This window comes from Paenibacillus nanchangensis (assembly GCF_046543445.1).
Classification (GTDB): domain Bacteria; phylum Bacillota; class Bacilli; order Paenibacillales; family Paenibacillaceae; genus Paenibacillus_AQ; species Paenibacillus_AQ nanchangensis.
The window spans coordinates 1-21,964 of the sequence record NZ_JBHOFD010000060.1 but is presented as its reverse complement, the minus strand read 5'-3'; the positions used below and the strand labels follow the sequence as shown (position 1 = coordinate 21,964).

The window sequence follows — 21,964 nt, the reverse complement described above, 5'->3', positions numbered from 1 at the left end:
ACAGGGAAGGCAGTAAAAGGCGGGATCAAAGTCACCCGAGAGCTGGCGGATGCAGCAAAGAAGGCCGTCCCGGAAATGATGGAAGGCTTGCGAAACGGGCTGGGCCCCCAAGTAGCGATAGCGGGAATCGGCAATACGGCGGGTTCTGGTCTGGCTGCCCTAGGTAAGGGGCTTCAGAGTCCGACCCAAAAGACAGCCGAAGCGCTATATTGGATGGGTGTAGGCGGAGAAGGATTGGGCGGAGTTAATGATAAATTGACGAATCCGAAGATGGGGGATCCGGCGAAGCCTGCGGAGGTGAAGGGGAAAGATGCTGAGGGGACGTCACAAGCTCCTAATATAGACCTTGATAGAATTGGTACTGGAGCAGTTGGGGATTTTCAAAATGTTAAAGATGTAAACGACCTTATATCTAGGATACCTGCGGATGCTAAGCAAATTCCTTGGCGGGAAGTACCAGGAGGAGCAAAAGAAGGAGTGAAATTCAGATGGGTTGATGAGGCAGGGAAGACATGGGATGTTCGCGCGCACAGTATCGATCCTTCCGCCCCACCCGGAAGTAATGCTGCAAATGGTTGGATCTATAGAGTAGAGGTCAAACAAGTAAACCCAAAATGGAAGTGGACAATGGATTCAAACGGGAATTTTCATAAAGAGAATGTTCTTAGGGAAAACAGCCCGCACTATGATGAGTCAATTGCCAATGAGACTCATATCCCGTTTACTCCATAAAAGGAAGGAAGGTGAAGAAATTGACAGTAGAAGAACTAAGGGAAACACTCTCCGGTTCAGAAATTGACGAAAAAGTGGAGATATTAAGCCACCTTTGTGATGTCTTTGAATCATATAATAATTCAATTGAGAATTTTAAGGAACTAGTTATAGCATTGCTTGATTTCGGATTTAAAGAAGAAAACTTGGAAATTAAGGAGGAAATATTTAACGTAATACTTACCGCAGCAACATATAAGAATATTGATGAGATTAATTTTAATATTTTAGCACACAATCTTGATAGTTTGCCTGAAGAATGTCTCCATTCTGCATTGACGATTTTAGGTTTCACTTTTAAAAAGGATTACCTATTCTATCTGACCAAGTATTTGGACCATGAGAATGGGAGCATTAGAGCAGATGCAGTAAATGCAATAAATGAAATTGAGGGGTATTGGGCGAAAAACCAAGAATAATGTCATACGTTTACAACATAGCGGCAACTCGTGCAATACAACCAACAAACCAAACACTAAACAATTCAAATATTTGATAAACTTTTAAAAACTCATAGACATCAGACAATCGTACAGGAAGACAAGTGGTTACTGTCAGACAGCACATGCGATAGGCGAATGAGTTAAGATGATCTGGTGGTATACTGACTCTCAAGTAGCAACAGAAATAGCAAGCTAGTGGGACAGGCAGACCATTAACTTGAAGCACATATTGATGTGATGGCAATCCATAGGAAGTTATGAATCCTGCTAAAGAAGTTCCTGCTGAGATAGTTGCTTAAAGAATGGTGAAATTTACGAAGGTGGAATACAATAAGCTATTAAAAAACAAGTGAGGTGCCTCACTTTGAGGACTTTCGGAGATAAGAATGCATTTGCTATTCAATATGAGTTTGATAATAATCCGTTTAATGAATTAAGTTTGACTGGTGAAACATGGGGAATGTTTAAATTATTTGTTCGCGGAATAGATGTGTGTCGATATAAAAGAGTGGATAGCGAAATTACCTACCAATGGAACTTAATACACATTGTCGAATGGTTTAGCGAAAATCTAAAGTATATTTTGAGTGAAGAATCGTTCCCCCTCCCTGTTGAAGGACGACACTCACTTGAACTTTTAGATAATTGTTTGTTGTTTAAATCAGATAACGGTGATAAGTTTAATGCTTGGTTCGATAAAAAACAAGAATGGGAGTTTAAGCACTCTTGGTTTTCAAATAGAGCAGGCTCATTTTTGCCTGATGTATTTTTCAGAAGAGTTAACGATAAAATAGAGATTTCTTGGAATAATGAGTCCACTTACTCTTCGGAAGGAATTTCATTTATTCATCCAGTTGGAGTTAAGTATGTACCGTTTTGCATATTTGAATCCACTATCAAAAATTTCATCGAAGATTTCTTAGATAATCTTCTTCAAAATTCTAAAAATAAAGGTGATGCAGAAGAAGCGTATCGGAAATTAATAGAATTAATTAGATAGTCGGTTCTTTTTTTTGTGAGGCTACCCAGCCAGGTACGTAATGGCCCTATCATTCAACCAATAACACATTTAACCCTTGCATGTAATACCCGTATAACGGTTTCTCCATTTCTGTTGTGCTCACATCAACGCACATAAAAAGCTTTTATTTTTATAACCTAAATATCCTATTCCATTAATAAACAGGTCGATTATGGTCCAACACCACCATGATAGGCCTGTTTTTTGTTATCTTCTTGTTTTTTTAGAAATTGCTCGAACTGTAGAATAAGCCACCCCGATAGGGAGGACAAAACAGCAATACGTCGCAACTATTAAGGTAGATACCGTGCAAATAAGATTAGGGGTGGCATATTAAAGAAGTCACTGAATACATCAACTCCCTCCGTTGCTGAATAAATTTAAAACGTATCCCGAAAGGACCCGCTATTCCGCTAAACTCAGAAATGATGTGATGAAAAGTCACAGCATTTTGATAAAAATTCATTATCAGGCTGCCAATAAAATGAAATATCTCACATATTCAAAAGTTTTTTTACATATTTACTGATAGATAGTCGTAGGAATGCATAGTTTTTTGTAGGCGGTGCATTAAGGTGTATCACAAGTGTTACGATAGTTAACAGATGGAAACAAGCTGAGGCAAAGGGGGTCTACCGTTGATCGATTTTCATGGAGTCGATAAGCATTACGGTCAGTTTCATGTACTAAAAGGAATCGAACTGCATGTGCAGGAAGGCGAAGTCGTGGTGGTGGTCGGGCCGTCCGGATCGGGCAAAAGTACGATGCTCCGCTGCATCAACCGCCTGGAGACGATAACGAGCGGCGAGCTGACGGTAGGCGGCATTTCGGTCAATGACAAAAAGACGGATATCAATAAGGTGCGGCGCGACATCGGGATGGTGTTCCAGCATTTCAATCTGTACCCGCATAAAAAAGTAATCGACAACATCACCCTGGCCCCAGTCAAGGTGCTGGGCGTGCCGAAGCAGGAGGCGGTAGAGACGGCTATGTACTACCTGGAAAAGGTGGGCATTGCCGACAAAGCGCAGTCGTATCCGTCCCAGCTCTCCGGCGGTCAGCAGCAGCGGGTGGCGATCGCCCGCGGACTGGCGATGAAGCCCAAAATCATGCTGTTCGACGAACCCACCTCGGCGCTTGACCCCGAGATGGTGGGCGAGGTGCTGGACGTTATGCGGGCTTTGGCCAAAGAAGGCATGACGATGGTGGTCGTGACGCATGAGATGGGGTTTGCCCGCGAGGTGGCGGACCGGGTAATTTTTATGGACCAAGGGCAAATTGTAGAAGAAGCTGCGCCTGAGCAGTTTTTCGCGGCACCAAAAGAAGAACGGACACGGACTTTCCTGAGTCGGGTGCTCAGCCATTGATGTTTGACCGGTGAGCCGGTGGAGATACAGATTGACCATTATATAACAAGGGAGATGGAGAAGGATGAAAAAGAGCTGGAAACGGTTTGGCCTGATGATGGTAACTGCTCTGTTTGTATTGGCGGGCTGCGGCAACAACGGCGGCGGAACGGCAGCAAGCGGCGAGGCCGGTGGTGTTGAGGCCATTAAAGAACGCGGCAAACTGGTTGTCGGCGTGAAGTTCGACACCAAGCTGTTTGGGCTGAAGGATCCGGCTTCGGGGAATGTGGAAGGCTTCGACATTGACATCTCCAAAGCGATCGCGAAGCATATCCTCGGCGACGAAAATGCAATTGAGCTGAAGGAAGTCACGTCAAAGACGCGCATTCCGATGCTGAACAACGGCGAAATCGATATGATTGTCGCTACGATGACGATTACTGAAGAACGCAAGAAAGAAGTCGACTTCTCCGACGTCTACTTCCAGGCTGGACAATCGCTGCTGGTGAAGAAAGGCAGCCCGATCAAAGGCATTGAAGACGTCACAAAGGACACGACGATCCTCGGCTCCAAGGGTGCGACTTCCGTGAAAAACATCAAGGAGAAAGTACCGGGCATCAAGGTGCTGGAATTCGACAACTACCAGGATGCTTTTAGCGCGCTGAAGGCGGGCCAAGGCGAGGCGCTGACGACGGACGACGCGATCCTGTACGGCATGTCCGCCCAGGACCCGAACTATGAAGTGGTCGGCAAGCCGTTTACCGACGAACCGTACGGCATCGCTATTCAAAAAGGCAACACCGAAGTCGTTAAGGTCGTTAACGATACGCTGGCTGAACTGAAAGAAAACGGCGAATACGACGCCATTTACACAAAATGGATCGGCAAGGCTCCGGCGGCTGAATAAGCGGGGCACCGGCTGATAGGCGCGGGGAACCGGTGATGAGTCCTGAGCTCTGACCCCTGACCCCTGACCCCTCCCTTGACCCCGACAATGGGGCAGGGGTGGGGAATCGGCAGGGCTCCTGCTGATAGGCTCGGTGCCTGGCCGACTGGATGTCTGTCTGACTAATAGGCTCGGTGCCCGGCCGACTGGATGTCTGCCCGATAGGCTCCGTGCCTAGCCGGCTGGATGCTGGCCGGCTGTAATAGCCCGAAGCCTGAATAACATCGGCCTGCGATAGGCCAAAGCCTGAATAACACCGGCCGGCATACCGGATACACAAGGATGGAACGGGGCCACCCCGCCGCCATCCTTTCGTGTATGTCGCGGGTTCTACATTTTTTAAAAGCAGAGGCAGGTGACTACTACCATGGAGTTTAGAATATTGACCGATTATTTTGGCATTTATATGGAAGGGTTCCTAAACACGATCCTCTCCAGCCTTCTGGCGTTGGCCGGGAGTTTTGTGATCGGAGCGATCATAGCTGTCTTCCGTATTGCCACCGTCCGGCCCTTGCGCTGGTTCGGCACCGGATACGTCGAATTTATCCGCAATATTCCGCTGCTGCTGGTCGTCTATATTTTTTATTATGGGCCGTCCGCCTTCGGGTCGCCAATGGACGGATTCACGTCCGGGACGATTGGTCTTGCAGTCTACACCTCAGCGTTTATCGCGGAAGCGATCCGGGCCGGCATCATGGCGGTGCCAAAAGGACAGACGGAAGCCGCACGTTCTTCAGGACTCTCGTATATGCAGACGATGCTGCACGTCGTACTTCCGCAGGCGATCAAGCTGGTCATCCCGCCGCTGGGCAACCAGTTCATCAACCTGATCAAAAACTCGTCGGTGCTGACGATTGTCGCCGGCATGGATCTGATGTATTTTGCCGACATTATCAATACGGAAACGTACCGCACCTTTGACACTTATATCTTTGTTGCGATCTTCTACCTGCTTCTGACGCTCCCGCTCAGCTACGGCATTCGGGTGTGGGAACGGAAATTGCAGCGGCAGTACTAAGGCACTTTATATTACGAATAAAAAAGGAGGGATACGATCATGGACTTCGCCGGGGCATATTCATCTGAGAATTTATCTTTTTTGCTGGACGGCTTGTGGATTACGCTGATCGTGGCGTTCGCCTCCATCGTGCTCAGCTTCGTCCTCGGCTGCATCGCCGGCATTATCCGATATACGCAAATTCCGGTGCTGTCGCCGGTTACGTTTGTGCTGGTGGAACTGATCCGGAACCTGCCGCTGCTCTTAATTATCTTTTTTACACGTTTTGCGCTGCCCGAGGTCGGCATCCGGCTGGGTCCGATTGCTGCCGCCATTACGGCGCTGACGGTGTTCGAAGCAGCCATGATTTCCGAGATTGTACGCGGAGGACTGGCGTCAGTCGATAAAGGCCAGATTGAAGCGGCGCGCTCGTCAGGCCTTAACCGGGTGCAGACGTTGTGGCACATCGTGCTGCCGCAGGGCCTTCGCCGGATGGTGCCGCCGATGGTCAGCCAGTTTATCTCGCTGCTGAAGGATACGTCGCTGGCGGTTGTCATTTCGCTGGCCGATCTCATGCACAACGCGGGAATTATTATCGGACACGGCTTCAACTATACGATTCCGATTTTGCTGCTTGTTGCGTTGATATATTTTACCGTCAACTATCTGCTGTCCCTGCTGTCGAGACGGCTGGAGAGCAAGACTGCATAGATAAGTGTAGGATTTCGTAGGAAAACGGGCGCGGATATGATACGATAAGCCTCAACTTCTCCCCGGGAGTAGATGATCGATGAAATCCTCGGCACAAAAAACCGCTTTGCTTCAAATCCTGATCGTCGCGGCCGGCACGGCTATCGCAGGCGAGTTCAAGTTTAATCCGTTTGTCGGCGATTTATTTCGCATCGGCTTGGGCAGCAGCGCGTTTCTGCTGTTCTTGCTGCTTATGCGGCAGCTGCCTTACGCGTTGACCGGACTGGTCACCGGAGTGTTTGTGCTGATGTTCCGGATGGGGCTGGACCGGCTGCAGGAGCCGGCGGTGACGCTGATCGACAGTCTGCAGCGGCACGGTTCGGCGATGGTCTACTACGTCGTGTTCGCGCTTTGTATGAAGCTGATCAAAAGCCGAATCGACACGTTTCATCCGCTCATTCTTGGACTGCTTGCGGCAATGGTCGATCTCATCTCCAATGAAATGGAACTGCTGGCCCGGCTTGTGGCGGGCGGCACGCCGTCGTTCCGGCTGGGGGATTGGGCATACCTGATGGCGGTGGCCATGCTGCGCACGTACTTTACCACGGGGCTGTACAGCAGTGTGTCCGTCTACAAGCTCAGGGCGGTGCAGGGCGAGCAAAACCGCCGAATCGAGCAGATGCTGGGCTTTGGCTCGGGACTGTACGGCGAAGTGTTTTACCTGCGCAAGTCGATCGATACGCTGGAGCAGGTCACTTTGGACAGCTACAGTCTGTATAACCGGCTTAAGGAAGATGCGCAGGACGCGCACGGCCGGAAGGTGCTGGATATCACCCAACGCATTCATGAGGTCAAAAAAGATTCGCAGCGCATTTTGGCCGGACTGGTGCGGCTGGTTGACCGGGAAGACACGGCGGATATGCCGCTTTCGGGCATTATCCGGTTTACGCTGAAGAGCAACGCCAAGTATGCGGAGCTGGTGGGGAAATCGGTATTTTTTTCGCATAACGTTATGGACGACTACGCGACGCCGGATTATATCCCGCTGCTGACGCTGCTGAACAATCTGACGGCCAATGCGGTGGAGTCGATCCGGGAAAGCGGGTCGGTGACACTGGATGTATATGAGCAGGGCGGGATTACGGTGTTTTCCGTCTCGGATACGGGGCGGGGGATCGATAAACGGGATATGGAGCTGCTGTTCGAGCCGGGTTTTACGACCAAGTTTAACGAAGAAGGTGTGGCGGCGACGGGGATCGGTCTATCGCATGTGCGGGACATCGTCAATATGTACGGGGGAGAAATCGCGATTGCGCCAAGCGCACGGGGCAAGGGGACGCTGTTTCAGGTCAAAATTCCTACGGATAAACTGCGGAAGGAGGAGTAATCATGCCGCTTACGTTCTGCATAGTGGATGACGATGCCGCGGCGAGAAGAATGCTGCAGTACATCATTGAAGACGGCGGGATCGGCGAAGTGGCCGGAACGGCCGCCGGCGGGCAGGAAGGCGTGCGGATGATTCTGGAGGAAGCACCCGACGTGGTGCTCATGGACCTGCTTATGCCCGATCAGGACGGGATTGAGACCATCCAGTCGCTCCAGGCGCAGGGCTGCCAGTCCAAGTTCGTAATGATTTCGCAGATCGAAAATCAGGATATGGTGGGGCGGGCTTACCGCAGCGGGATTGAGTTTTTTGTCCGTAAGCCGATTAACCGGATTGAAGTTGAATCGGTACTGCGCAAGGTGAATGAGCGGTATGCGATCAACCGGTATCTGGAGGAGATCAAGTCCAGTCTCGAAAAGCTGGAAGGCTTGCAGTTCGGCGCAGTGCCGCTGGCGCCTGTCAAACGCACCGTCCGTGACGCCTTGCAGCCGATTCTGATGAACCTCGGCATTGTCGGGGAAAGCGGCAGCCGGGACATCACCCTGATGATGGAGTACCTGCTCGGCCGCGAGGAGGAGGCGGGATTTCCGCCGCTGAAAGAGATGTACGTAGCGGTAGCTGCGGCTTACAAGGACGGCCCTGCGGAGATTGCCAAAGAGAGCAAGGCAATCGAACAGCGGCTGCGCCGGGCGATCGCCGCCGGACTAACCAATCTTGCCTCCATCGGACTGACCGATTACAGCCATCCGAAGTTTGAGTATTATGCGCCGCTGTATTTTGACTTCGAGGATGTCCGGCTTAAAATGAAGGAAATCGAATCCGGCCGGGAGCCCGGCAAAATCAAGGTGAACATCAAGAAGTTCTTGCAGGTGCTGTATTTGGAGCTGCGGGAGCAGCTCGGGCGGTAAGGCATAAACGATATAGACTGAAGTGTCGAACTGAGAGTGTAAAAGGAGCAGGGACATAAGTAGTTGAAGCCTTAGGGGCTGGCGTGGTTGCCTTTATTTTCGGAGTTCTACCGTGATCTGAGCTTACCATTCAGGAACTCCGAAAATAACAGCAACCGGAAGTCCCAAATAGATGTGTAACGAGGCAGCGGCCGCATTCCCGGTTTCGGGGATCGCGGTGTTTTTTTATTTCGGCGTTGTGCTATATTGAGGAAGTACATAAGGATTACGAAGGGATGAGCACAATGATCTCGATACGGAAAGCCCGCGAGGAAGACGCCGGGGCGCTGCTTCAGCTGCAGCGGCGGCTGGACCGGGAAAGCCAATTCATGCTGCTGGAGCCGGATGAACGGACAGCGACGGAAGACAAGCTGCGCGAGCGGCTGAAGAGTTACGCGGCATCGTCCAACTCGGTCATTATGGTTGCCGCAGTGGAAGGCATGCACGAGCTGGCTGGATTTGTGAGCGTGGAAGGCGGCGGGTACCGCCGCAATGCGCACTGCGGGTATATCGTCACGGGCGTGGCCGCAAGCTATGCCGGACAAGGCGTCGGCACCCGGCTGTTTGAAGCGGTGCTTGCTTGGAGCGAACAGACTCCGCTCACACGTTTGGAGCTGACAGTGATGACACATAATGCGCGGGCAGTGGCGCTGTATAAAAAGATGGGTTTTGTTGTGGAAGGGACAAAGCATAGAACATTGATGGTCGGCGGAAGTCCAGTTGATGAGTATACCATGGCACGGTTGTTTTGAGGCCGGGGGAGACGGAAGTAGCTTGAGGCAGGAGTAGGCAGGGCAGGAGTAAGCGGGGGCAGGAAGATCGCAAGAGCTGGCTGCGGGCAGTAAAGCGGAGCGTGCACTGGCGGGAGCAATCCGGACCAAGAGCTAGGGAGAATGAGCGCTGGCGGGAGTGGGCCGGACCAAGAGCAAGGGAGAACGAGCACTAGCGGGAGAGGCCGGACCAGCAGTAGTCCAAACAGGCAGTAGCCCAAACCAGCAGTAGCCCAAACCAAAGTAGGCCAGCTCAGTAGTAGCACAAACCAAAGTAGGCCAGCCCAGTAGCAGCCCAAACCAAAGTAGGCCATACAGACAGGAAGCGAGAATAGACAGGACCAGGACTATAAAAGAAAGGAGGATCCCAAATGATTAGAACGCTAGCGGTAACGCCGTCCGGCGAGGTGAAGACAGGACTTGACCTGGAGCAAATCCGGCAGGGCGATTATGCCTGGTTTTGGGCTGATTTTGATGCGCCGACGCCGGAGGAGACCGAGCTGCTGGACAGCTTTTTTCATTTTCACCCGCTGGCGATAGAGGACTGCATGCATGTGCTGCAGCGGCCGAAGCTGGACTATTACGAGGAGATCCAGTTTTTTGTGCTGCATGCGATCAATGAAACGACGCTGGAGGCGGAGGAAATCGACCTGTTTGTCGGCAAAACCTTTCTCGTCTCCTACCACCACGATGAAAAAGCAGAAATGGACGAAGCCTGGCGCCTGGTCGCGGAGCAGATCCGCCAGCGCGACGGCTGGCTGTCCGGGCCGATGTCTACCGCGTATACGGTGATCGATAAGCTGGTGGATCACTATTTTCCGACGCTGTATGCGATCGAAGATGAATTGGCCGAGCTGGAAAACCGCAGCGAACGGGAGTCGGTGGAGGAGCTGCTGAACCAGGTGTTCGACGTGCGGAGCCGGCTGCTCAAGCTGCGCCGGACCATTGTTCCGATGCGCGACCTGATGTACCGGATCGTGAACTCCCAGCATGTCCAGAACAGCGGCGAGGGACGGATTTATTTTGGCGACATTTACGACCATCTGCTGAAGCTGACCGATATGCTTGAGGCCGACCGCGAAATGACGGCGGATCTGCGCGACAGCTACATCTCGCTGAACTCGAACCGGATGAATACGATTATGAAGACGCTGACGGTGATTACAACGATTTTTATGCCGCTGACCCTGATTGCGGGGATTTATGGGATGAACTTTGAGCATATGCCGGAGCTGGGCTGGCATTTCGGCTATTTTGGTGTGCTGCTGCTGATGCTGGCGCTTGGGGGCGGGATGGTGTTATGGTTCCAGCGGCGCGGGTGGTTTAAGTAAAAAGCGGCCGGCAGCCCGCGATAAGCTGGACGCTGCCGGCAGAAACGCCGCTTGGTGCTGGATGGCTGCTTGGTGTTAGCCCGCCGCATAGAACTGCCCCGCCGCCGGAATCAACGGCGGCGTTTGCGGTTGGGGCGGCCGGACGATAGGCGCTTTGATTTGCCCGAATTAGAAGAAGATTTGCGCCGCTGCGTGGAGCTTCTTCTTTTTTTGCGCCGTTTGGGGGTGTAGTATTCGACGTCTTCCTCGATTGGTGCGCTCTTGCCTTTGTTTTTGCCAAAGCTGCCCATAACCAGTTTCACCATCGGGGCTACCTGCTGGAAGCTCTCCATCACCTTTTGAACCTTGCTGATGGAACTCACGATCCCGTCGATGCCGCCCATTTTATCAATAATGCCTTTCAGGTCGCCTAGATTCCCGAGATTGCCCAGCCCGCCGCCAAGTCCGCCTAGCAGTCCGCCGAGCCCGCCGGTTTTGGTTGTAGCCGCAGCTCCCGCTTCCGCAGCGACCGGAACGCCCAGCGCCGTCTCCGTTGCAGCTTCCGCACCCGTACTTAGCAGTCCGGTCGATTCGGACGCCTGCACGTAAGGACTGATTCCGGGATATGGCGAAGAGAGCGTAGACCCTGCAAGCGAACGCGTCTGACGCTGGCGGGAATGATGATAGTAGTGATTAGACATACGATCACTTTCCTTTGTCAATGGTTTGCTATACTGTATGTCATGGGCGGACATAAGGTATGGACGAATGCCCGGGTGAACCGGGATAGGAGCGGAAACGGGCGGCTGCCCAGACGGGTGCGGCACGTCGTGTAACTGGTCATTTTTTACGGTATTGGTGAATTAACGGAGGGAATGTGCCGTCCGACTACAAATTGTCACATATTGTCTTTCCTTGGCGGACAATTGTCCGCTATTTTTGTACTTTACAGCGTGAAATCGTTAATGGTTGAAAAATGCGCTCAGGTACAATATAGTAGAGGCTAGACAGCCATAATAGGGGATGATTCGTGATGCAGCTGAAGAAGCTGAATGATAAAAGTATCGATCAATTGTTCGAAGCGATTCTGACTTTGAAGGATATAGAAGAATGTTATGTGTTCTTTGACGATCTGTGCACCGTTAACGAAATTCAGTCGCTGTCCCAGCGGCTCGAAGTGGCGCGCATGCTCGGCAAAGGCTGCACGTATAACCAGATTGAAGCGGAGACGGGTGCCAGCACGGCTACCATTTCGCGCGTCAAACGCTGCCTGAACTACGGCAACGACGGCTACAAACTTACATTGGAACGGCTCGGCAGGTAACCTAATGAAGCCGGGTCTGCTTATTATCAGTCACGGCTCCAGAGAAGAGGCTTGGGTCTCGCTCGTAGATGAAGCCGTAAGCGGTTTATCGCTGCGGGAGGAGCTTCCCGTGGCGGTTTCTTTTTTGGAGCTGGTGGAGGGGCGTCTGATTCAGGACGGGATTGATGCGCTGGAGCGCGAAGGCGTGACGGATATTTTGACGGTGCCGCTGTTCGTTTCTTCCGGCAGTACGCATGTGGACGAAATTGAGTATGCGCTAGGTGCTAAGCCCGAACCTGAAAAAGAAACGGATCTGCTGCCCTTCCGTGTCCAAGCGCGGGTGCATTACGGCTACCCGGTGGACGACGATCCCGACATTGCGGTGATGCTCTGGGACAAGCTGCGCGAGCTGTCACGGGAGCCGGAGCGGGAAGCGATTTTGCTTGTGGGACACGGGAGCGTGCATGACGGCTTCCGGCAGCGCTGGGAGCGGGGGATGGCGTCTCTTGCCGGACGGGTCCGGGAAGTGAGCGGCGTTGCTGCGGCTGATTTTGGCCTGCTGAATCCGGACAATCTTCAAGCGAAAGTGCGGGAGCTGCAGGAGCGCGGGTTAACGGTGCTGGTTGCGCCGCTTTTTCTTAGTGAGGGATATTTTACAACCCATGTGATTCCAAGACGCCTAAAAGGGCTATCCTATCACTATACGGGCAAAACGCTGCTGCCCCATCCGCTGCTGGCCCACTGGATTTCGGTTCAGGCAGACGTGCTGCTGCGCCGGGCGCGGGGCGAGTGGTGAGCATTCTCGATTTTTAAAGTGACAAACGGTCTGGACGGGTGTCCAGTCTTAACATTCCGTTAACAGCATACACTGGAATCAGGGAAGAACAGGCGGTTCGGGCGGGAAAAAAGGCTCCGGCATTGATTGTCCCCTAACAATTTGGGTATAATCAGTGTGGTTTGATCTTTCTATATTCGAAAACAGGGGCGTTCCGGGAATGAAAAGTGCGAGACTGATATATAATCCCACTTCGGGTCGGGAGGAAATGAAGAGACGGCTGGCCGATATTTTGGAACGGCTGGATCAAGGCGGCATTGAGACCTCATGCCATGCCACGACCGGAGAGGGCGACGCGACGATTGCTGCGGCTGAAGCGGTAGAGCGCGGATACGATCTGATCATCGCAGCCGGCGGGGACGGCACCCTGAACGAGGTCATCAACGGCATGGCGGAGAAACCGAATCTGCCGCCGCTTGGCGTGCTGCCGCTTGGGACGACCAATGATTTTGCGCGGGCGATGGGCATCCCGAAGAACTGGGAGGATTCCTGCAACCTGATTGTGCGCCAGGAGTCGCGTCTGATCGATCTTGGCAAAGCCAATGACCGTTACTTCATTAATATAGCCGGCGGCGGATCGCTGACCGAGCTGACGTACGAAGTGCCGAGCAAGCTGAAGACCATGATTGGGCAGCTGGCTTATTATTTGAAGGGTATCGAAAAAATGGCCAGTCTCTCGCCAACGGAGCTGATTATCCGTGCGAACGGCCAGGAGACGTATCACGACGAGTTCATGTTGTTCCTGATCGCCAACACGAATTCGGTTGGCGGCTTCGAGAAGCTGGCGCCTGGCGCGCGCATCGACGACGGCCTGTTCGACGTGATTGCGCTGAAGAAGTGCAACCTCGCGGAGTTCATCCGCCTCGTCACACTGGCGCTGCGCGGAGAACACCTGAACGACAAAAAAGTCGTCTACTTCCGCACCGACGCTATGGAAGTCACTTCCCCAGGCCATGTTCAGCTGAACCTGGACGGCGAGCTGGGCGGCACACTGCCCGGGCAGTTTCAGGTTTTGCCGGAGCATTTGCGAATTTTTGCGGCGAATGGGTGATTGGAACATACAGTGGCGAATTCTAAGGGACAGAGACAGCCTAAAGACGTGCGAATGGTATCAGATTAGCCATCGCTTAATGGGATTAATGATTTAGCGCAATAAGAATGCGGGATGCGCACCGGGTGTACCGGCAATGGATCTGTCCGGATGATGCCGTCCGGACGGAGGCTCCCGAGACTTTTATTTATAGACCTACACACTCCGCTCGATTCGGGCGGAGTTTATTGATTCTTACAAGAAAGAAGGGAACACCTTGAACAAACAACGACGCGGCCGCGGCGCAGGTCAGGGAAGTGGGGCCGGGGAGCGGAACGGTGCCGGTCAGGGGAGGAGCAGTGCAGGCGGAAGAGATAGAGTGGGGCAAAGGAGTGGCAGCGCGGTTGGAAGGGATAGAACGGCTCAAGGGACCCGTACTGGTGGCAACCTCCGGGAATCCGCTGCAGCCCCAATCCCCGGCCTGCCTGTAGCCAAAAACGATGAACTGCTGCTGGACATCACCGGCCTGACCCATGAGGGGGAAGGCGTCGGCCGTGTAGAAGGGTACACTTTGTTTGTACAAGGCGCACTCCCCGGCGAACGGGTCCGGGCCAAGGTGCTGAAGACCAAAAAGCAGTACGGCTACGCTAAAATGCTGGAGCTCGTCCAGGCCAGCGTAAGCCGAATCGCTCCACCATGCCCGATTTACGACCAATGCGGCGGCTGCCAACTGCAGCATATGGACTATGCCGCCCAACTGGTCTGGAAGCGGCAGCTTGTTGTGGACAACCTGGAGCGGATCGGGAAGCTGCGGGTGGCGCAAGGAGTGGCTGGAAGCTTGCAGTCGGAGCTTCAGCCAGTGGCAGCTTCAGCCGACTCGCAGGCTCGGTCTGCCGAATTGCAAGCTCAGTCTGCGGATCTGCAAGATCACTCTGTTGATCTGCAGATCCAGCCTGCTACTCTGGAGTCCCGGCTGGCCGATCGAGAAACACAGCTGGATGAAGGAATCGTGGTTCGCCCTACACTCGGAATGGACGAGCCTTGGCGTTACCGCAACAAAGCACAGGTGCCAATTGGCGTGGCTGAAGGCGGTCTGGTTGGCGGCTTTTACGCGCGCGGCAGTCATCGGATCATCGACATGGAGACGTGTCTAATCCAGCATGAGCATAATGATGACGTAGTCCGCATTGTTAAGACAATTGGCCGAGAACTCGGCATACGCGCATATAACGAAGAAACCGGGCGTGGATTGCTTCGACATGTCGTGGTGAAAAAAGCTTTTCGCACCGGTGAACTGATGCTGGTTCTGGTGACCAACGGGCGTGACATCCCGCATGCCGATGCGTGGATCGGCAGCATCCGGGAGCAGCTTCCTGAAGTCGTGAGCATTTGCCAGAACGTGAATACTAAGAAGACTAATGTTATTTTTGGCGAAGAAACACGCGTCCTGTGGGGACGTGAAGTGATTTATGATTATATTGGCAATGTCCAGTTCGCGATCTCGCCGAGATCGTTTTACCAAGTGAATCCGGTCCAGACAGAGGTACTCTACGGCAAAACCGTTGAATACGCGGGGCTAACCGGTAAGGAAACCGTTATTGACGCGTACTGCGGCATCGGTACAATCTCCCTATTCCTGGCGCAGCACGCTGACCAAGTCTATGGCGTAGAGATTGTGCCGGAAGCTATTGAAGACGCCCGCGCCAATGCGCGGCTGAACAACATGACAAACGTGGAGTTTGAGGCAGGACCTTCAGAGGATGTAATTCCGCGCTGGAAAGAACAGGGCGTCACGCCCGATGTTATCGTTGTCGATCCTCCGCGTAAGGGCTGCGATCCGCGTCTGTTGGACACCATTTTGGAGATGGGGCCGGAGCGGGTGGTGTATGTGTCGTGCAATCCTTCGACGTTGGCTCGGGATTTGCGGGTGCTGGAAGATGGCGGGTATCGAACGGTGGAAGTGCAGCCGGTGGATATGTTTCCGCATACGGTGCATGTGGAGTGCTGTTCACTATTAGTTTGGAACGGAAATAACGAATGAGAAGTTAATGTGGGATTTGCCCTCTCTTCATGGAGAGGGCGTTTTTATTTGTACATAGGAAGCGGGAGCAATTGAAATCGTCCTCGGGGGTGGTTTACATCTAAAAAGGGTTTTCACTTTGCCTAATAGGGTCATACACATCTACTCGGCTACCCAAACCAATAGTACAGCGATACGAAATACAATTCCAACATATTGTATAATAGGCTTGGGTCATTGTGCGTACCTGAGAATTGATTCTAGTAAGGGTGAACGTATGGAACACAATGGGGATAGTAAATGGAGACTTGAACAGCTTTTAAGGAAGCAGAAGTCCAAACAGAAGATTTCGTATACTAAATTATTTGAGGAATGTATTGAAGCATTGGGTGAAGGTACTATTATTATGTCAGAAGAATCAAGTGAAACAATCAGAAATGTATTGGTACAAACCATTCCTTTTACTTCTTGGGGAAGAATTGATTGGGAGAAAATTCCTAAATGGTGCAAAATAAATGCGGTTACAGATGCATTACCTACTTTGAAAGCCTTGAATGTTGATATAAGAACACCAGTTTATATCATTTGGGGTGGAAATCACCCTGTGTTACAGACGCATATGCCCAAGATAATTGATAAAGTTGAAGATGTTTTAGCAGTTGACTTCGATACCTATATTTACTGTCCTACTTACTACGTTATTGAATTTTATCATGAAGGTGAATTTACTGTAGGTTTAACTTGATTATCTGTATGAAAGTGGTGATTGAGTTGGAAAAGTTCTATTATGAGCAGATGACAGATCGAATACATCATAAGTGTGAGCAACACGATGACCCGTTCGAGTGTCCAGATAATGTAATTTACTATAGTCCTAGATTCGATGAATATGGCTTGATTGTACATGATGGTGGTTCATCCTATATATTAATTGAATTTTGCCCTTGGTGTGGATGTAAACTTCCAGCATCAAAGAGGGATTTGTGGTTTGATACATTAGATGAATTAGGCTTTGATGACCCATTTGAGCAGGATATACCACAAAGATTCAAGTCTGATGAATGGTATAGAGTGAATTAATCGGATAGAGAAGGGATACTCTATGACAAACAAAACAGTGAAACCTCCCAAAATATTTATTTCATATAGTTGGACTTCACAAGTCCATGAAGATTGGGTACTGGAATTGGCTATTAGGTTACGTGATAACTACGTAGATGTTGTATTGGACAAATGGGACATGAAAGAAGGGCATGATATTTATGCCTTTATGGAGAGTATGGTTCGTTCGTAAGAGATAGAAAAGGTTCTAGTTATCTGCGATAAAGGATACAAAACAAAGGTAGAGGAACAACCCCTCCCCGAAGCGCAACCGGCCATGATTGCAGACGCCTTACTCCTGAGATTCCCGCGATGAGAATGATAATTGTAACGCTAAATAGAACAATTAGTGGTTCCATAACTTCGCACCCTTTCTCCGTTAGTTTCCAATTAGAATGTTTTGAATAAATTCCGATAGATCCTGGGCTTTAAAAGCGCCCTGTGTCTGTGGAATACCTGAACGAATTCTTAATCCGAATGTCATTAACGTGAACATATCGCCTGTCTTCTCCGCATCAACCGTTTCGGGAATGACTCCGTGCTTTTGTCCAGTTTCAATTCACATCTTGGTTAAATGTGCAAACCGATTGTAGTAACTATTCGGAGCTTCTGCGACCATGGGATCATCTTCTTTTCCAAGCAAGTAAAGCAACACTTTGTTCGTTATGTCATGCGGGTTTTCGAAAGCAAAGTGGTCTATTTTCGTATTATATTAAAATCATTCGTGCATTACCCATATTTAGGTTTTCCCTTTCTATTGTTATTATGAAGGCTGTTAAAGCAAGTAATTGGCTTTTAAACACTGCTAGGAGAAAGCGCATACAATTAACTTCTTGAAGGTAAGGGCATCGTTTTGTTACTGCGTAAGACGTTTTGGAGGAACAGTGTGGTCAGCAGAAGCGGGGCTGCATTCTAATGTCTGGGCTGTAGATAATCGAGACCTTCTATCTGTCTGCTTTTTTGAATGCGTTTTCAAGCTTTGGCTGCCATTTATCTTCAGAGGGAGGTGTTTATTGATCGACAAGCCAGACATGGCGTAACCCAAGGAGTGAATACTCGAAAACCCGATATCTTCATCCGAAACAACATTTTAATTGGGGTGACTCTAAAACAAGACTTTAGAGGTTTCCTTAAGAAAAGGAGTCAAACGAAGATGAATAGTAGAAAAGGTGTAATCAACATTTCCCGCCTCCTCATTGTCATCATGTTGTTCTCCGTATTCACGTATCCTCCCATCCCAGCTGCTGCGGCCGGAGACGAACTGACAGTGGAATTAAATGACCTCATTGCTCAAGCCGAAGCTCTAAAAACCGGCAATCAGGAATTCCCGCTCCAAGTCAGCCAAACTGTCTATGGGTCCGTTTATGGTGCTGATGTGAACCAGGCCTGGCCATGGGTGCACGTTGGCGAACTTGAAGCTCTTAATGCTGCGCTTGAATTTGCGCGAGATCCGAACACTCCCTCAGCCGAGGCTATAGCCACCCTTAAAGAAGCAATAGTCACTTTTACTAAAAATATCAAATCAGACGGTTCCGATCCCTATTTCCGTCTTGATCCAGGTCCGGGTAAAGTTCCTGTAAAAGTTACTGCGCCCACCAATACCTGGACGGCAAGAACTCCGCTTGATAACCGTGTCCCCGCCGACTTTGCCGGTGGCACATTCAAGATGATTCCGTATCCTTTTGCAGATTCAGAGGGCAAAGCTGAAGTGCTGCAAATTAATTACGTCCATAGCGGAACAGGCACGTTCGGCGGTATAAGTCTGGAATCCCCATTGTCCCCGGCTGTAAATGTCCCAGAGGGTTCAACGATTGAATTCGATGTCTACTATCCCAAGAGCGCACAGGGCAAATACATGAGGTGGAGAATCCGAAATACCAACAATAACCTCGACAGCTACCTCAGAGATTATCAGTACAACAACCTGAATCCCGACTGGGTTGGCAGCTACAACGGTGAATCCTGGTTGAAGGCTCATCACAGCATTACCGCCTCAACGGGCGTTTCCTCGAACTTTATTCTTGAGCTACATGGCGAAAATGCCCGTCCTGCTGAAACCGGTATGCTGCTGGTCTCCAACATCCAGATTAACGCACCTGATCCTAACGGCACTGCGCTTCCAAGTGTAGTCAATAAGGAACACCAGAGTGCCGTAGCGCCTCTAAAGAGTGTTTACAATAAAGAAAATGGCCTGTTTATGGTCGGCTCGATCGGCACCGGCCCCGTAACCGGAACCAGAGCCAATCACTATGAAATTTTTGTCGACGGCAACAATCTAAAGGCCGATGGAACGCATCCTCGTGGCCCGGAATGGCTGAAAAGCGTGACCGGCGAGGCCCTGAACGGTGCAACTACCACCCCTGGCTTAGCGGAATACAGTTTCCCGACCAGCGCTTATCAGGCGATCAGGGATTCCGGAACTCCCGGACAGTACAAATCTCACGGCCATGTTTTGGCATGGTACAACCAGGCCCCCGGATGGATGACACAGATTATTCCCGCGAACCTGTCTTCCGGGTATAATGGCTCTACCAATTTCTACGGACTTGGCAACGGTGTTACAACTACGGTTAAGGTAGACAAAGAAATGGCGAGAAGAGTGCAGTTTAACCATACCATGTATGTGATGCGGCACTTCCTGACCACAGATACGAAGTACGGCTCCAGCGAATCCCGTGGCGTCATTCCTTTCAATTCGTGGGACGTACTTAACGAAGAGGTACACGAAAGCCGCCACAGCGAACTCATTCCTGAGGATGCGAACAGCTGGAGAACGAGCCTTAAACATACCAACTGGCTTGTTGCCATGTCAGATGATGAGATTGGCGGCGACATCACTAACCATTACATTTACCTGCTTTTCAAAAACGCGCACATCGCGGCCCCCAACGCCAAGATGGCGGCAGCTTACAAAGCCAATTACGCGAACCTTCCGGAGTACATGAAGCTGGACGGACATGACAACGACGGCAGCATTGACGCTTACATCGTTGACAATCCTCCGAAGCTGACCTACAACGATTACGGACTTGCGACCCGCAGCAAAGCGAGAACCGTATACAACATGGTGCTCGAATTAAATACCGCATGGCGCTCCGATCCGCTGTATGACGGAAGGCCCCTTATCGAAGACATCGGTATCCAGGGACACGATGCGGTGGGTAAGACCCTGGCAAGCGATAACCAATATGCGATGGCCCTTTATGCCTCTCTCGTTGACCGGGGCCTGCTGTCGGGTATTACCTATTCAGAGCTTGATCTTAAGGTGCCAACCGATGCCCCCGGAGGAGGCGCGACCGCTCCCGAAGTGCTCAATGTAAGACAGTCGGACGCCCTTGGTTATCAGTACGCGCTGCTGTACAAAACGTTTACCAAGTTCGCCCCGTATATCGATCACATCATCAGTTGGGGCGTATCCGGTTCAGGATGGCAGGGAAGTTATGTCCTGTTTGACGGTCAGAGCAATGCGAATGCCGGCTACTATGGCGCCATGAAACCGGACAGATTCATTCTGGGGCATTCGTATCTGGATGGTTTTTTTGCAGGTGAATACGAGAAAATCCAGAGTAATGCCATTGACCTTGGCGATCTTGGAGTCTATACACCAGGTACTGTGAATGCGGACCTCAGCGGTTTGACACTGAGTGCGGGAACACTCCAGCCGGCGTTCAACGCAGCAACCACAGAGTACGAGGTGTCCCTTCAGGATGCCAGCAGCATCACCGTGACAGCGACAGCGGCAGACAGCAGGTCATCCATTAAAGTAAACGGCACGGTGGTTGCCAGCGGTACAGCTTCTGGAGCCATCTCGCTGACACCTGGTACAGGAACGGATATAAAGGTAGAGGTAATAGCGGCAAACGGTACGGTAAAGACATACACCATCAAAGTGACAAATGGGAAGACAGAACCTTCGTCTACTCCCGGATCGGGGACACCATCTGCAACGCCTGCGCCTGCAACACCATCACCATCAACACCTGTACCTGCAACATCTGCACCTGAAGAGCCTTCAACTTATGCACCTGCAGCCTCTTCAACACCTGCACTCTCAGCGCCAGTTGTACAGGGTCAGAAAGTAACCATGCAGGCGACTGTGAACAATGGAACCGCATTGGTAAAGGTACTTGATCTGGCAAAAGCAAAGGAATTGATGGGGAAAAATGTTACCCTGGACATCCCTGCCGCGCAAGGAGTGAATTTATACTCGATAAGCTTGCCTGCTGCAGCACTGACCAGCGGAACAAAGGATGACAAACTCACAGTTTCCACAGAATTCGGTCAGGTAGTCATATCCGGTAACATGCTGGCAGGCACAACAGAAAGCAACGGTAAGGAAGTAGCACTGGAGATTGGAAAAAGTGACAAGTCCAAGCTCCCGGCGGAAGTGAAGGCGGCTCTCGGTGATAAGCCAGTCATTCAGCTTAGCCTTAAGGTGGACGGAAAAGAAACGGCCTGGAGCAACCCCGTTGCACCTGTAACCGTATCCGTGCCTTACGAGCCGTCTGCGGACGAATTGAAGAATCCCGAAAAGATTGTTGTCTGGTACATTGACGGAAGCGGAAATGTTTTGACCGTACCGAGCGGACGTTATTCTCCCAAGACCGGTTTGGTAACCTTCACCACAACTCATTTTAGCAACTACGCAGTAGCTTACGTATCCAAGACATTTACAGATCTCGGAACGGCAGCATGGGCCAAGAATGCGGTTGAAGTTCTTGCATCCAAGGATATTCTCAAGACAGAGGGACCTGTATTCAATCCGTCAGCGGATATCACAAGAGCAGATTTCCTGTATTCCCTTGTCAGGGCACTTGGCTTAACTGCAAACGTAAATGGGAACTTTAGTGATGTGCAGAAGGATACTTACTACTATAATGAAATTGCAATTGCCAAAGCGCTGGGTATTGCCAATGGCCTGGACAACGACAGATTCGGCAGCAATCAGAAGATTACAAGACAAGACATGATGGTGTTGACCGAAAGAGCCTTGAAGCTGGAGAAAAAGTTGAATAACCCGGGTACGGCTGCGGATTTGGAGAAATTCTCT

Annotated in this window: 20 protein-coding genes; 19 read left to right on the top strand and 1 reads right to left on the bottom strand. The window is 50.9% G+C overall.

Going from position 1 to position 21,964, the window contains the following annotated elements; all coding sequences use genetic code 11:
- From ACE6ED_RS28590 to corA, 11 genes are all read left to right on the top strand, one after another.
- Window positions 1-732: polymorphic toxin type 30 domain-containing protein (locus ACE6ED_RS28590; protein WP_410830844.1), on the top strand; the 732-nt coding region annotated here is incomplete at its 5' end.
- Between the two features lie 20 nt (window positions 733-752).
- Complete coding sequence (locus ACE6ED_RS28585) at window positions 753-1,190, top strand: hypothetical protein (protein ID WP_410830843.1); 438 nt, start codon at window positions 753-755, stop codon at window positions 1,188-1,190.
- A gap of 388 nt (window positions 1,191-1,578) precedes the next feature.
- Entirely contained in the window at window positions 1,579-2,214 is a 636-nt protein-coding gene (locus tag ACE6ED_RS28580) for a hypothetical protein (RefSeq protein ID WP_410830842.1), read from the top strand.
- Between the two features lie 659 nt (window positions 2,215-2,873).
- On the top strand, window positions 2,874-3,602 hold the full coding sequence (locus ACE6ED_RS28575) for an amino acid ABC transporter ATP-binding protein (protein WP_410830841.1): 729 nt from the start codon (window positions 2,874-2,876) through the stop codon (window positions 3,600-3,602).
- A 64-nt stretch (window positions 3,603-3,666) separates the two neighbouring features.
- Window positions 3,667-4,488 carry a transporter substrate-binding domain-containing protein gene (locus ACE6ED_RS28570; protein WP_410830840.1) on the top strand — a complete coding sequence of 274 codons (822 nt, stop codon included), beginning with the start codon at window positions 3,667-3,669 and terminating at the stop codon, window positions 4,486-4,488.
- Between the two features lie 406 nt (window positions 4,489-4,894).
- The gene (locus ACE6ED_RS28565) at window positions 4,895-5,545 is read left to right on the top strand and encodes an amino acid ABC transporter permease (protein ID WP_410830839.1); all 651 of its coding nucleotides are present in this window, start codon (window positions 4,895-4,897) and stop codon (window positions 5,543-5,545) included.
- Between the two features lie 39 nt (window positions 5,546-5,584).
- Entirely contained in the window at window positions 5,585-6,235 is a 651-nt protein-coding gene (locus ACE6ED_RS28560) for an amino acid ABC transporter permease (RefSeq protein ID WP_410830838.1), read from the top strand.
- Between the two features lie 79 nt (window positions 6,236-6,314).
- Window positions 6,315-7,601 (top strand): ATP-binding protein, encoded by a 1,287-nt coding sequence (locus ACE6ED_RS28555; protein WP_410830837.1) that lies wholly within the window; start codon window positions 6,315-6,317, stop codon window positions 7,599-7,601.
- A gap of 2 nt (window positions 7,602-7,603) precedes the next feature.
- Window positions 7,604-8,506 carry a response regulator gene (locus ACE6ED_RS28550; protein WP_410830836.1) on the top strand — a complete coding sequence of 301 codons (903 nt, stop codon included), beginning with the start codon at window positions 7,604-7,606 and terminating at the stop codon, window positions 8,504-8,506.
- A gap of 275 nt (window positions 8,507-8,781) precedes the next feature.
- Window positions 8,782-9,297 carry a GNAT family N-acetyltransferase gene (locus tag ACE6ED_RS28545; RefSeq protein WP_410830835.1) on the top strand — a complete coding sequence of 172 codons (516 nt, stop codon included), beginning with the start codon at window positions 8,782-8,784 and terminating at the stop codon, window positions 9,295-9,297.
- 389 nt (window positions 9,298-9,686) lie between these two features.
- Window positions 9,687-10,646 carry a magnesium/cobalt transporter CorA gene (gene corA, locus ACE6ED_RS28540; RefSeq protein ID WP_410830834.1) on the top strand — a complete coding sequence of 320 codons (960 nt, stop codon included), beginning with the start codon at window positions 9,687-9,689 and terminating at the stop codon, window positions 10,644-10,646.
- A gap of 110 nt (window positions 10,647-10,756) precedes the next feature.
- Here corA and ACE6ED_RS28535 read toward each other — a convergent pair whose 3' ends face one another.
- Complete coding sequence (locus ACE6ED_RS28535) at window positions 10,757-11,326, bottom strand: tyrosine protein kinase (protein WP_410830833.1); 570 nt, start codon at window positions 11,324-11,326, stop codon at window positions 10,757-10,759.
- Between the two features lie 332 nt (window positions 11,327-11,658).
- On the opposite strand from ACE6ED_RS28535, the gene ACE6ED_RS28530 reads away from it, so the two are divergent.
- The 8 genes from ACE6ED_RS28530 to ACE6ED_RS28495 form a co-directional block, all read left to right on the top strand.
- Complete coding sequence (locus ACE6ED_RS28530) at window positions 11,659-11,949, top strand: YerC/YecD family TrpR-related protein (RefSeq protein ID WP_410830846.1); 291 nt, start codon at window positions 11,659-11,661, stop codon at window positions 11,947-11,949.
- 4 nt (window positions 11,950-11,953) lie between these two features.
- Window positions 11,954-12,724: a sirohydrochlorin chelatase gene (locus ACE6ED_RS28525; protein ID WP_410830832.1), complete on the top strand. Its 771-nt coding sequence runs from the start codon at window positions 11,954-11,956 to the stop codon at window positions 12,722-12,724.
- 199 nt (window positions 12,725-12,923) lie between these two features.
- Window positions 12,924-13,814, top strand: coding sequence for a diacylglycerol kinase (locus ACE6ED_RS28520; RefSeq protein ID WP_410830831.1), 891 nt, complete (start codon window positions 12,924-12,926; stop codon window positions 13,812-13,814).
- A gap of 451 nt (window positions 13,815-14,265) precedes the next feature.
- Entirely contained in the window at window positions 14,266-15,834 is a 1,569-nt protein-coding gene (gene rlmD, locus ACE6ED_RS28515; protein ID WP_410830845.1) for a 23S rRNA (uracil(1939)-C(5))-methyltransferase RlmD, read from the top strand.
- Window positions 15,835-16,090: 256 nt separating this feature from the next.
- Entirely contained in the window at window positions 16,091-16,558 is a 468-nt protein-coding gene (locus tag ACE6ED_RS28510; RefSeq protein WP_410830830.1) for a CDI toxin immunity protein, read from the top strand.
- An 8-nt stretch (window positions 16,559-16,566) separates the two neighbouring features.
- Window positions 16,567-16,893: a DUF6980 family protein gene (locus ACE6ED_RS28505; RefSeq protein ID WP_410830829.1), complete on the top strand. Its 327-nt coding sequence runs from the start codon at window positions 16,567-16,569 to the stop codon at window positions 16,891-16,893.
- A gap of 22 nt (window positions 16,894-16,915) precedes the next feature.
- On the top strand, window positions 16,916-17,107 hold the full coding sequence (locus tag ACE6ED_RS28500; protein WP_410830828.1) for a toll/interleukin-1 receptor domain-containing protein: 192 nt from the start codon (window positions 16,916-16,918) through the stop codon (window positions 17,105-17,107).
- Between the two features lie 960 nt (window positions 17,108-18,067).
- Window positions 18,068-21,964: S-layer homology domain-containing protein (locus ACE6ED_RS28495; protein WP_410830827.1), on the top strand; the 3,897-nt coding region annotated here is incomplete at its 3' end.

Coding starts and splice junctions, on each gene's coding strand:
- ACE6ED_RS28570 (WP_410830840.1), top strand. CDS start 3,667: ATGAAAAAGAGCTGGAAACGGTTTGGCCTGATGATGGTAACTGCTCTG.
- ACE6ED_RS28565 (WP_410830839.1), top strand. CDS start 4,895: ATGGAGTTTAGAATATTGACCGATTATTTTGGCATTTATATGGAAGGG.
- ACE6ED_RS28560 (WP_410830838.1), top strand. CDS start 5,585: ATGGACTTCGCCGGGGCATATTCATCTGAGAATTTATCTTTTTTGCTG.
- ACE6ED_RS28555 (WP_410830837.1), top strand. CDS start 6,315: ATGAAATCCTCGGCACAAAAAACCGCTTTGCTTCAAATCCTGATCGTC.
- ACE6ED_RS28550 (WP_410830836.1), top strand. CDS start 7,604: ATGCCGCTTACGTTCTGCATAGTGGATGACGATGCCGCGGCGAGAAGA.
- ACE6ED_RS28545 (WP_410830835.1), top strand. CDS start 8,782: ATGAGCACAATGATCTCGATACGGAAAGCCCGCGAGGAAGACGCCGGG.
- corA (WP_410830834.1), top strand. CDS start 9,687: ATGATTAGAACGCTAGCGGTAACGCCGTCCGGCGAGGTGAAGACAGGA.
- ACE6ED_RS28535 (WP_410830833.1), bottom strand. CDS start 11,326: ATGTCTAATCACTACTATCATCATTCCCGCCAGCGTCAGACGCGTTCG.
- ACE6ED_RS28530 (WP_410830846.1), top strand. CDS start 11,659: ATGCAGCTGAAGAAGCTGAATGATAAAAGTATCGATCAATTGTTCGAA.
- ACE6ED_RS28525 (WP_410830832.1), top strand. CDS start 11,954: ATGAAGCCGGGTCTGCTTATTATCAGTCACGGCTCCAGAGAAGAGGCT.
- ACE6ED_RS28520 (WP_410830831.1), top strand. CDS start 12,924: ATGAAAAGTGCGAGACTGATATATAATCCCACTTCGGGTCGGGAGGAA.
- ACE6ED_RS28510 (WP_410830830.1), top strand. CDS start 16,091: ATGGAACACAATGGGGATAGTAAATGGAGACTTGAACAGCTTTTAAGG.
- ACE6ED_RS28505 (WP_410830829.1), top strand. CDS start 16,567: ATGAAAGTGGTGATTGAGTTGGAAAAGTTCTATTATGAGCAGATGACA.
- ACE6ED_RS28500 (WP_410830828.1), top strand. CDS start 16,916: ATGACAAACAAAACAGTGAAACCTCCCAAAATATTTATTTCATATAGT.